At 54.3% G+C, this 10,241-nt stretch carries 12 protein-coding genes; 5 read left to right on the top strand and 7 right to left on the bottom strand.

What is annotated here, in order from left to right; translation table 11 throughout:
- The coding region (locus ABX962_RS19885; RefSeq protein WP_372721768.1) for a glucan biosynthesis protein at positions 1-472 on the bottom strand (472 nt) is incomplete at its 3' end.
- Positions 473-558: 86 nt separating this feature from the next.
- Complete coding sequence (locus ABX962_RS19880) at positions 559-1,896, bottom strand: glucoamylase family protein (RefSeq protein WP_372721767.1); 1,338 nt, start codon at positions 1,894-1,896, stop codon at positions 559-561.
- Positions 1,897-2,348: 452 nt separating this feature from the next.
- Here ABX962_RS19880 and ABX962_RS19875 point away from each other — a divergent pair, with 452 nt between their 5' ends.
- Positions 2,349-2,807, top strand: coding sequence for a hypothetical protein (locus ABX962_RS19875; protein ID WP_372721766.1), 459 nt, complete (start codon positions 2,349-2,351; stop codon positions 2,805-2,807).
- Between the two features lie 152 nt (positions 2,808-2,959).
- Entirely contained in the window at positions 2,960-5,035 is a 2,076-nt protein-coding gene (mdoH, locus tag ABX962_RS19870; RefSeq protein WP_372721765.1) for a glucans biosynthesis glucosyltransferase MdoH, read from the top strand.
- Between the two features lie 332 nt (positions 5,036-5,367).
- Here the strand turns inward: mdoH and ABX962_RS19865 are convergent, their stop codons facing one another.
- The 3 genes from ABX962_RS19865 to ABX962_RS19855 all read right to left on the bottom strand — a co-directional run bounded on the left by ABX962_RS19865 (position 5,368) and on the right by ABX962_RS19855 (position 6,583).
- Complete coding sequence (locus ABX962_RS19865) at positions 5,368-5,577, bottom strand: hypothetical protein (RefSeq protein ID WP_372721764.1); 210 nt, start codon at positions 5,575-5,577, stop codon at positions 5,368-5,370.
- 134 nt (positions 5,578-5,711) lie between these two features.
- On the bottom strand, positions 5,712-6,287 hold the full coding sequence (locus tag ABX962_RS19860; protein ID WP_372721763.1) for a TIGR03067 domain-containing protein: 576 nt from the start codon (positions 6,285-6,287) through the stop codon (positions 5,712-5,714).
- A gap of 74 nt (positions 6,288-6,361) precedes the next feature.
- Entirely contained in the window at positions 6,362-6,583 is a 222-nt protein-coding gene (locus ABX962_RS19855; protein ID WP_372721762.1) for a carbon storage regulator, read from the bottom strand.
- Between the two features lie 520 nt (positions 6,584-7,103).
- Between ABX962_RS19855 and ABX962_RS19850 the strand changes: the two genes are divergently transcribed.
- The 3 genes from ABX962_RS19850 to ABX962_RS19840 all read left to right on the top strand — a co-directional run bounded on the left by ABX962_RS19850 (position 7,104) and on the right by ABX962_RS19840 (position 9,005).
- A complete protein-coding gene (locus ABX962_RS19850; RefSeq protein WP_372721761.1) occupies positions 7,104-7,271 on the top strand; it encodes a DUF1328 domain-containing protein in 168 nt (55 codons plus the stop codon).
- Positions 7,272-7,455: 184 nt separating this feature from the next.
- Positions 7,456-7,752, top strand: a complete 297-nt coding sequence (locus tag ABX962_RS19845; RefSeq protein ID WP_372721760.1) for a Rho termination factor N-terminal domain-containing protein — start codon at positions 7,456-7,458, stop codon at positions 7,750-7,752.
- Positions 7,753-7,841: 89 nt separating this feature from the next.
- Positions 7,842-9,005 (top strand): diadenylate cyclase, encoded by a 1,164-nt coding sequence (locus tag ABX962_RS19840; protein ID WP_372721759.1) that lies wholly within the window; start codon positions 7,842-7,844, stop codon positions 9,003-9,005.
- Here the strand turns inward: ABX962_RS19840 and ABX962_RS19835 are convergent, their stop codons facing one another.
- Both ABX962_RS19835 and ABX962_RS19830 read right to left on the bottom strand, forming a co-directional pair.
- Positions 9,006-9,359, bottom strand: coding sequence for a hypothetical protein (locus tag ABX962_RS19835; protein WP_372721758.1), 354 nt, complete (start codon positions 9,357-9,359; stop codon positions 9,006-9,008).
- A 114-nt stretch (positions 9,360-9,473) separates the two neighbouring features.
- Positions 9,474-10,241, bottom strand: a 768-nt coding sequence (locus tag ABX962_RS19830; RefSeq protein WP_372721757.1) for a response regulator, incomplete at its 5' end; no start/stop codon positions are given.

Here is a 10,241-nt window from a genome sequence, read left to right as displayed (position 1 = left end):
GGAAACGGCCCGCGATCTTGATGCCCGCATGTCCCGAATCGCGAACCACTTTCTCGGCAATGGGGGTGCGATACCGAAAGTTACTTGAGGAAAAAGGGATTTCGCGTGTGACTCCTTTTTCGGTGGTGTACAGCGAAACGCGATCGCGTTGGACAAAGCCGCGATGAAATGTCTCGAGCCAAAACGGAAGTCCGTCTTTCCACCACACCGCCTTCTCGGGCCGGTAGCTAATATCGCGGTATTGTTCGTAGCTCATTTGAGTGAGTGCGGCGGGCGGGGCCACGCGCGGCTGAAATTTTTCCTTGGCGGTCGCCGCGGCCAACGTCTTGAGTTCCGCAAAGCTCGTGATCGGCGTCGCCGCACCCGATGATTGGCTTTGTGTATGAATTACCTGGCGTCGCGGAGAATCAGCCGAAGTGATGCCATCGAAGAGAGCAAGCAGCAGCGATAATGCTGTAAAGAGTCGCAACATAAAGGGAATCCCGTGGTGAAAAGAGTAAACCAAGCGGGATGGATTCGAAAGCAACAAGTGTGCCACTTGAGTCGGCGGTAGGTTTGCTACACGAAGCCGGCAAGGCTGAAAGCTCGATTCGCTGCAGGATGTCGCATGAACGCGTCCCATACCCCACCGGTCAATAGGTTTTCAGCCATCACCAGCGTGATGCCGGTGTCGATCCCGATCACGTCGCGGCCGACCCACTGAGTCGCCGGATTGTAGGCGTTCACGAAACCATAGCGAGAAAAGATTTTATCGCCGAAGTGTTGTTTTTGATAACGAAGTGTATGCAAGGCTTGTTGGGGCACGATCGCCAACCCACCCGCTGCAGCACTGGGGACAATCGTGCCGTCGATGTCACGGTCGGGTTCACAGCGACCGTTTTCGTAGGGGCCGCCCCAATCACGATAGCCGCCGGCGCTATCGCTGCTGGTCAACCCCCACAGGTCGTTACCGTAATGTCGCATTTGCGCTGGGTAGCGGTTGCCCAGTTCGGTCATGAACGCAATTTGTGCATGGTGAGCTCGGACGGAATTGTCCCAATAACTTCGGCCGCTGGCGGATCGGACTTTGCGGAAGTCGAAAAACGCCATCGGATACTGGTGTACAAACAGCGGTGGATAGCTGATGAAGTCTTCGCCATCGTGTTGCAATACGGGCGAGCGTCGCCACGCTTGCCAACATCGCGGCGGGATGGGCGAATTGGGGGCCCCAATTGCCAGTAACACCAGTACGATCAGTTCGCTGAAACTGTCCCATTGATGCGGGATCATGCCCGATTCCGGCGTCCATCCCATGTGCATCCAATCGTTCGCCCCGAGCATCCACATCCAATCGACACGGCGGTAAAGTTCGTCAGCCAATTGGACAATTTCTAAATCATCTGAGAACGTCGTCGCGGCGGTCATTGCACCGATGATCAGCAGTGCCGTGTCGATCGACGATGCTTCGGCCCCCCGCGATCGCTTGCCGCTGGCGGCGTCAAAAAAATGATAGACAAATCCCTTTTTGTGATTGGCCAGCATCACCAACGAATGCAGCAAGTGACGAGTCCGATCGGCCGCCAACTCGCGAGGAATCCACTCGGATTGAGCGGCCACACTATGAGCCGCTAATCCAAATCCACACGCTGCCGAGCTCGCGTGATCACTGAACCACGATCCATCGGTGGCCCCGCGGTCCGAAATGAAGCCCGTGCTGGGATGGGCTGCATCGACAAAAAACTGATAGCAACGTTGTTGCAGATCACGCAGAAAGCGGTGGTCGCTTTGTTCCATCGCTGCAGGTTCTCGCCGAAGTGAGGAGATGAGCTGAGATTCGCCAGCATTGGTCTTTGACAGCAAATTTGAGGGAGCCATTGAAAGCGACAGTCCCGTCGCCAAAAAGGTGCGTCGCTTCATTGCGAGCCTGTGGGTGGGGGGGAGCGGGGATTGCGGTTTCGTTGCCTCTGAGAGAATGCCGTATCAAAAACGCCAAAAACCCAAGCACGCAGACGGTCTGCATTGCTGTGTAGCAACCGGTTGGTCGCAAATTGAGCAGCAAACCATGGATGATTGGGTAACTTTGACGGTTCGGAGGACATTACCGAAGCCAGCGAAAACTTCACAATCGAAATGCTAAATAATCTTTCCTACGGAGTTAATGGCAAAATGTTCCCGCACAGCGATTCTATGTGAACCTTACCCCCCTAGTTCAAGGCGGGGCCTCTTTCATCCCACTCCGTTAGCGGGTGGCCAAAGCATTCGCGTCGGTGTGGACGATGTTGTGGCACAACGTTTGTACTTACCACGAAATCGTAAGGACGACGGAGCGGTTCCCGCTCAACTTATCAGCTTATCCAAGGATCAATTTCATGTCGGTTTCCACAACAACATTCACGGTCAATTACACGGGTGCTTCGTTTAGCGCGGCCACTGCAATATCCTCTCCATCCGATCTCGATCGCTCACGTCAACAAGTGAAATCTTACTTGCAAAAGTGTGGCATTTGCGACGAGCGCGCCGAGGCGGAAAGCGATCGAATCGTTAGACAGGCAGCGACCGGAACCTCGTCGCAATCCGCGTCAGGAAAAACAGCCGATCTCACTCGGGCCTCGATGTTATTGGCGATCGAAGAATTGACTCGGATGCCTTCGCCATCACAATCGACCCACGAGGTGATCCCCGCGTCGATTGATCGTCCGATGTGGAACGCGAGTCCCGTTCGTCGCGCTGCGCCGCTAAGAATCGATTGGTGGATGGCGCAGTTATTGGGCGGCAATCGGATTGCGGTTCTGAAAGGACGCCGACGATACGCCGAGCATCAGAGCTAACCAATGCTCCCGAGCGGTAAGCAGGTTGAATCAAATCATTTCACACGCTTATTGACATCGATCATGCCACCGGATTGGTGGTTGGCGGGCATGCGAACCCATTCCTTTTCTTCTTTCTTACCTGTCCGAAAATGATGGACGAGGCTACCGTTATGCAAAGTCCGAATCGACATCCGGTTCCGTCCGATCCCACTCGCACAACGAAATGGATTCGTTGCGGCGTGTTCGTCGTGACGTTCATCGGCACCGTGATCGCCACCGCGACCTATTATTGGGTAATCGCAGGTGGAAATCATCTGAACCTGTTCGAGCTGCTTAGCTTGCCGCTCTTCGCATTGCTGTTTGGTTGGATCGTATTTTCGTTTTCGCTCGCGTCGTTGGGGTTCGTCGGTTTGTGGCGTCGCTCGCCCTGTCGTCGCTTGTCCAACCATGACTCGCCCGACCATGACTCGCCCAGTGATCTGTCAGCGTCCACCGACGAATCGACTCCGCCGGGTGACGATCGCTTCGCGGCTCGCACAGCGATCCTGATGCCGGTTTACAACGAATCGCCTCATCGTGTATTCGCAGGCATCGAAGCGATGCTCTCGTCGCTCAAATCGATTGACGCGATTAGCCAGTTTGACTTCTATGTCCTGAGTGATTCGACCAATCACGAGATTTGGCTTCAAGAGGAACGAGCATGGTCAGAGCTGCTGCGAAAGCATGGTGACGACGTGAACGTCTACTATCGCCACCGACCCAAAAATACTGCACGCAAAGCGGGCAATATCGCCGATTTTTGTGGTCGCTGGGGCAGCCGATACCGCTACATGATTGTGCTGGACGCGGATAGCTTGGTGGACGCGTCAACGATGGTGGAATTGGTGCGGCGGATGGAAGCCGACGACGAGTTGGGGATCCTGCAGGTGCCGCCGACCCCGGTGGGACGAAGTTCGCTATTTGCACGATTGCAACAATTCTCTGCGCACGTGTATGGCCCCATTTTCGTCGCCGGATTTGCCAGGTGGGCTGGCGACGAAGGTAACTACTGGGGGCACAATGCAATCATTCGCATTAAGCCGTTTCTGAGGTACTGCGGCCTTCCCGTGCTGCCTGGCAAAGCACCACTCGGAGGCGAGATCCTGAGTCATGATTTTGTCGAAGCCGCGTTGATGCTGCGTGCCGGTTGGAAAGTGCAGCTTGCGACCGATCTGGGCGGCAGCTTTGAAGAATGCCCGACCACCATTGCCGACTATGCCCAGCGTGATCAACGCTGGTGTCAGGGAAATCTTCAGCATTTGCAATTGTTGATCAGCGAGGGATTTCGGCCGCTCAGCCGCTTGCATTTTGCTTCGGGAGTGATGTCCTATGTGGCATCGCCGATTTGGATCCTGTTCACTGCACTGTGCGTGATCGGAACGATCTTGGATCGCATCGCCGAGCCAGTGACCCGGGGGCCACAGTTCGATTCGGGGGCCTTGATCCTGTTTGTCGTTTCGATGTCGCTGTTGTTGCTACCTAAATTTTGGAGTTTGTTGATCGCGATGCGAGACTCGCAGTCGGTAGGATTGCTTGGGGGGCGTCTGCGGCTGGTGGCCAGCGTCGCCGTCGAAGTCGTCGCTTCGGTGTTGTTGTCGCCGATCATGGCGATTTATCATAGCCGGTTTGTGTTGGCCACATTACGAGGGACCAACGTCAAATGGTCCGCCCAGACGCGTGATGAACAGGGAGTCGCGTGGCGAGACGCGGCAAAACGTTTCGGTTTCGTAACCATGGTTAGCATCGCAGTGGCGGCTGCATTGGCGTTTTACGCTCCAACGTTTCTGATCTGGTTCTCGCCACTGCTGGCCGGTTTGATCCTATCCATTCCAATCGATGTGGCGATGGGAAGCCAGTGGCTTGGCAGCCTGCTGCGGCAGCATCGGATATTGTTGATTCCTGAAGAGACATCGCCCAGTCGGCTGAAACAGGATCACGAGGATGCACTGACCCAATCCGCTGCGACCCCCTTGTTCCGTGATTCGCTATTTGAGCAAGTCATTTTTGATCCTCAATTCTTTTTGCTGCATCGCCGCATCCAATTGGCCAGCGAAGCGAATATCGCGATGCCGACCAACCAGCGAAAAGCGATTGAGGCAGCGTGGAGTGCCAGTGGCACGGCGGGGATCCCCGAAGAGTCACGTGCAGCGCTGTTGGCGGATGCCGACACGCTGATGGCACTGCATCTCGAGTCACAATCGATGTGACTAATTTGGGGTAAGGAAGTCGTCAAGACTTTCGTTCGATTGGCATCTGCCCCGGCGGAAATGCGTTCTCGCGATAGCCACGGGGGCGTCACGGTTCAACCGGGCGGATCGCGCCCCATGCCATCTACTTTGGTACTAAACGGGTGGTTTTCGTAGCGGAGCGGCGCGAGCCGCCCGTTCAATTTCGAACGTTTTACTCGCTGCAACCGGGCGGCTCGCGACGCGAACGCTACCTCGTAGACGCCATTGGGCTGGCGCTGTAACGATACTAAAGTGGTTGGCCTTGCACTCGCAGCTCGTGCGCAGATGAGCGGAAGCGGCCGCGATCAACTCTAGACCACTTCTTGGGCTTGCAACATCCAGAGGTGTTTTTCTAGAGCTGCGGAGATCCGAATGCACATATCTTCGCTAATCGGATCGAGATCGCCGAGCTTTTCGATCGCACCGCGTAGCGAATCGATCGTGGTTTTCATGGCGTCAGCTGACAGCGTCACCGTCTCGCTCACTTTGACGAACTCGCGATCCCCTTTTATCTCCTTCATTTTCGCATCAATCTTTTTGCTGCTCAGGCGGGGTGGATGCGAATTCACCAGGCTGGACGGAAACCGCTCATCCAACAACTTGCCACACGAGACTCGCTGGCTGGCAGCGTGCCGTTCCTAGTGATCCGCTTCCCCTACTCTTTTTCGCTTTCGATCGTATTGCCCAATCCGGGGATAGGGTCGCCCTGGTCTTTTTGCAGCGTAAAGAGCATGACTTTGCTTCCCTTGGGCGACTTGAATTCTGTCGGTCGCTCGGCCCCAGGCAGGGCATAACACAACACCCATCGGTTTTTGCCATCAAATTTAATGATGCCCGATGCGGTCATTTTTTTAGCTTGTTCGGAGCTTCCATCCTGCTTGTCGCGAGCGACTTCACTGGGTCGTGCCGCCTCTGGAACCGAGGTCATTGTGATCTGCATCGGGTCCTGTGAGTCGTCGACGGTAAAGACTGCTTGAAACCGCTGTTGTTGGTCACGATCGTAGGTCACGATCAAGTTGGCTGTCACCGACACGGTGCTGCCATCGAGTTCTTGTTTGGACAATTCGCGTCCTTGGTTGACGCCATCGACGATTTGCCATCGCCCCTGCATTCGTTCATTGGCCGTGTCGCTAGATTGGTCATCTGCACGGGCAATCGATGAGAAAGAGGCAATCGGCGAAAAAGTGGTGCCCAGAACAATCGCGGCAGTCATCAAGAGTGTGTAACGCATGGTTCTCTCGTTTTTTAAAGAAACAGTGCTTTATCTAAAACAGTGCTTTCGAAGGGTCGTTTCATCGCAGCGGTCTATGCCGATCGCCGCAGGTAGTCTTGCAAGCGGTTCACAGAAACGCTTCGCTTGGCAGAGCTAGGCTCGGGTTTCGAATCGAGTTCTGCGCGTCGAATCGGAACGTCGCGTGGGGCTTCGATTGCAAGTTGGACGCGGTTGCCCTTGGTCCGCGTAACGGTCAGAACAATGTCGTCGCCAAGTCGAATCGATTCACCAGATTTTCGGCTAAGTACCAACATGATTTCATCCTTGAGGGTTTTGAGTCACCGATATTCCATTGAGAGCCCAGTGTTTTGGAGCCCAGTGCATTGCGAGTTAGCACTTGGCATTGCGAGTCAGCACTTGGCGTGCCGCATTCGGATTTTGCGGGCACTGCAAACAGGTGCTTTTCCGTCAAAAGCGGTGTTTTTACTCGTTTTAATTGGTTTTTGTCCTGAGCCTTTCAGTCGGTTTCTTGGGGGGGAGTGTCGCGGTGTTCAGCCAGACTGGTTGATGCGGCATCAATGCGAGGGCGGTCGCGTGTCGTCACGCGTGACGTGATTGTGGGGGATGCTACCAAAACACTCATCCTGAGCTGCTTTCGCGCAACGAGAGGTTGTGTCCGAGCGGATGACGCCTGTATTGCCACGAACTTTTGTTCGTCTCTCGGTAAATTTCTATGGCTCGATATCCCATGGCACACGAAATGCGTCCTTCGGTTGGTTGGTGGCATGAAGCATTCATCGCCACTTTCACCACTTCAAAACTGAGGAGCTTACGATGTTAGGTTGGGCATTAACTTTTTTGGTGATCGCGTTGATTGCAGCGGCACTTGGTTTCGGCGTTGTCGCTGGAACCGCAGCGAGTATTGCGAAGATTTTGTTCGTTGTATTCTTGGTGTTGTTCGTCATCAGCTTGGTGATGGGGCGACGCGGCCCAATCGCATGATCGCAGGCAGAGCCAATTCGGTGCATCATTGTGTCGGTGATTCGGTGCAATGTTCATTGTTCATTTGACGCAATGTCAATCGACGTGCAACACTGTCTCGCCGCTTGACCTTGCGATCGAATGAACCTTGCGTATGAAAAGACTTGCGTAGGAAAGAGAAGAAGCGTTAGCGGGAAGGGCGATCATGGTGAAATGGTCTAAAAAGGACGAGCGACAGTTCGGTCACATCAAAGAGAGCCAGCTGGAACGCGGCAAGTCGGAAGACGATGCCGAAGAGGTGGCAGCACGTACGGTAAATAAACAACGCCGTCATGAAGGTCGAACTCCGAACAAAACGACTCAAGGCACGGGGAACCCCAACACGCGACTTGAGCAACGGACGGTCGACGAACTGCAAAACTTGGCTGCAGATTTGGACATCTCGGGACGCAGCAAAATGAACAAGGCCGATTTAATTGCCGCGATCCGAAAGCAACGTTAGTCCAATACCAGCTATTTTTAAATCGCTGCACCGCTGAAAATACAAATGCAAACAAAGATCTAGACTGCGATCACACGAAGTGAGCTTCGATGCCGAGTTATTTGAGTGAATTGATCGAGCAGATTCGTGTGGCCGATGCGTTGGACATCGGGATTGTGACACTTTTGATCTATGTCGGCTTGGTTTGGTTGCGGCATCGGTCGACTCAGTCGCTTGGCGTTGTGATTGTGCTGTTGGCCGCCCTCTATGTTTTGGCGGGATGGTTGGAGATGTACTTGACCACGATGGTTTTCCAATACGGAATCATCGCGGTGATCTTTTCCATTATCGTGATTTTTCAACAAGATATTCGCCACGGTATCGAGCGGCTTGTTTCATCGCGGTGGTTGCGACAGAGCAAACATGATTCCGCTGATTCGGGCATCATTGATACGATTGTCGAAACCGTTGCGGTGCTTGCTCGTGATCAGATCGGCGCTCTGATTGTGTTCCCAGGCCGAGAGCCGCTGACCCGGCATGTGCGTGGCGGGGTGTTGGTGGATGCCGAGATCAGTGAACCGCTATTGCTGAGTATTTTTCATCCCAAATCGCCGGGGCATGACGGTGCCGTGCTGATTGAAGACTCGCGAATTCAGCAGCTCAGTCTCCATTTGCCGCTGTCGTCCAATTTGATGAAAGTGCAAGGCAGTGGAACTCGCCACACCGCCGCGCTCGGGTTATCGGAATGTTGTGATGCCTTGGTGGTGGTCGTTTCCGAAGAACGCGGTACGATCACGATCGCTCACAACGGAGAATTGACAGAGCTGGATCCGGCAGGGCTCGCCCAGCGGCTCGAGCAGTTTTTGGCCAGCAAAACGGTGACGAGTGATTTGCGTGGTGAGAGCGGGTGGGACCGCTGGTACATGAGAATCGCGGCGTTTTCGCTGGCAATTTTGCTTTGGTTCTTGTTCGCCTATCAAACTGCAACGCTGCAGCGAACGATCATTGTGCCGATCGAATATCGCAATTTGGCCGAAGATTGGGTGGTCGCGGAACCGAGATCAAGTTATGCCGAAGTGACCTTGGTGGGATCGGACAAGGCTTTCAAAATACTCGATGTTTCGGCCATCGCCGTCTCACTTGAATTGAAGGATATTCAGCTGGGGACTCCGAAGCGGTTGTCCACCGAGCAAGCCCTGACCAATGTTCCAAGCGAATTGAGTGTCAACGAGATCGTTCCTCGCTGGGTCAATGTGGTTGTTCGCCAAAAATAACTAGCCGCTGACGGCTAGCTCTGTGATCGAGGCGGTCAAGGCTGCGATCGCGGGTTTGCAGGCCAACCACAATGCGTTGCCCCGGTCTCGATTTCCCGCCCGCGCCGCGTCGATCACCGTTTGCAGCTCTTTGACAGGGGACCCCGTTTCGAAGGTGCTCAACAATCCTTTTAAACTATGCCCGGTGGCAGCAGCGTCCTGCAGTTGGTTGTTCTCGAATTGAAGCTCCAAGTCGTTGACCAATTGCGGTGCATCCTCGCTGACCAGCGTTGCCATCGTGACAAGCAAGTCGCAGTCGCCACCCACACGGTCGATCGCTTCTTGAAAACGTAGTTTTTGTTCGGGTGTCAGCATCGCCTAAATTCGCTTACGGCTTGAAACGGCCATTGGATTGTGAAGAGCTTCAGTATAGTTGGTGAGTATCACGTTTCACCCCTGCTGCATTCCGTGTGCCGCAGGCCGAAGTCTTTAGTGGGCTCCGCTGGTGAAGCGGTGCACCATCTGGGTTAACCGTTGGACATTGATCGGTTTGCTCAGATAATCGTTGCACCCGCTTTCGATACAGCGAGTCATGTCGCCTTGCATCGCGTCGGCGGTCAGCGCGATGATGGGGCCGTCAAAACCGAGTTTACGGAGCTGTTCGGCGGTTTGGTATCCATCGAGCCGGGGCATTTGCATGTCCAGCAGAATCAAATCGTAGGAACGGCCTTGCCGGATCATCTCTTCGACCATTTGGATTGCCACTTCGCCGTCTTCGGCTTCGTTGACGGTCGCTCCCGCTTTTTTGAGCAACGATTTACTGAGAAAGCGGATGTCGCGGCGGTCGTCGACAACCAACACATGACAGTCCAAGGTGATCGTTTCGGCGGGCACGGTGCTTGGCGGCGGTTCGATCGTCAATTTGGGCTGGATCATTTGCACGTCGTCAATATCGCCTGTGGAAATCGAGACCGTAAATTTGCTGCCTTTACTCAGTTCGCTCTCGACCGAAATTTCTCCGCCCAACATCTCGGTCAACCGTTTACTGATCGCCAACCCGAGTCCTGTGCCGCCGAATTCGCGATTGACATTGCCGTCCCCTTGTGAAAATGGTTGGAACAACCGCCGCTGTTGTTGTTTGCTCATTCCGATTCCGGAGTCGACAATTTCAAATTGCAGTATCCCATGGTCGTGTTGCTGATTCACATAACGCACGATGATTTTCACCATGCCGGCGGGGGTGAATTTAATTGCGTT

The organism is Novipirellula sp. (assembly GCF_041583735.1).
Taxonomy (GTDB): domain Bacteria; phylum Planctomycetota; class Planctomycetia; order Pirellulales; family Pirellulaceae; genus Novipirellula.
The sequence above is the reverse complement of the archived record's forward strand: the minus strand, read 5'-3'. Positions and strand labels throughout refer to the sequence as shown.

Excerpts from the sequence above, each read along its gene's own strand:
- ABX962_RS19880 (WP_372721767.1), bottom strand. The coding sequence starts at position 1,896 with ATGAAGCGACGCACCTTTTTGGCGACGGGACTGTCGCTTTCAATGGCT.
- ABX962_RS19875 (WP_372721766.1), top strand. The coding sequence starts at position 2,349 with ATGTCGGTTTCCACAACAACATTCACGGTCAATTACACGGGTGCTTCG.
- mdoH (WP_372721765.1), top strand. The coding sequence starts at position 2,960 with ATGCAAAGTCCGAATCGACATCCGGTTCCGTCCGATCCCACTCGCACA.
- ABX962_RS19865 (WP_372721764.1), bottom strand. The coding sequence starts at position 5,577 with ATGAAGGAGATAAAAGGGGATCGCGAGTTCGTCAAAGTGAGCGAGACG.
- ABX962_RS19860 (WP_372721763.1), bottom strand. The coding sequence starts at position 6,287 with ATGCGTTACACACTCTTGATGACTGCCGCGATTGTTCTGGGCACCACT.
- ABX962_RS19855 (WP_372721762.1), bottom strand. The coding sequence starts at position 6,583 with ATGTTGGTACTTAGCCGAAAATCTGGTGAATCGATTCGACTTGGCGAC.
- ABX962_RS19850 (WP_372721761.1), top strand. The coding sequence starts at position 7,104 with ATGTTAGGTTGGGCATTAACTTTTTTGGTGATCGCGTTGATTGCAGCG.
- ABX962_RS19845 (WP_372721760.1), top strand. The coding sequence starts at position 7,456 with ATGGTGAAATGGTCTAAAAAGGACGAGCGACAGTTCGGTCACATCAAA.
- ABX962_RS19840 (WP_372721759.1), top strand. The coding sequence starts at position 7,842 with ATGCCGAGTTATTTGAGTGAATTGATCGAGCAGATTCGTGTGGCCGAT.
- ABX962_RS19835 (WP_372721758.1), bottom strand. The coding sequence starts at position 9,359 with ATGCTGACACCCGAACAAAAACTACGTTTTCAAGAAGCGATCGACCGT.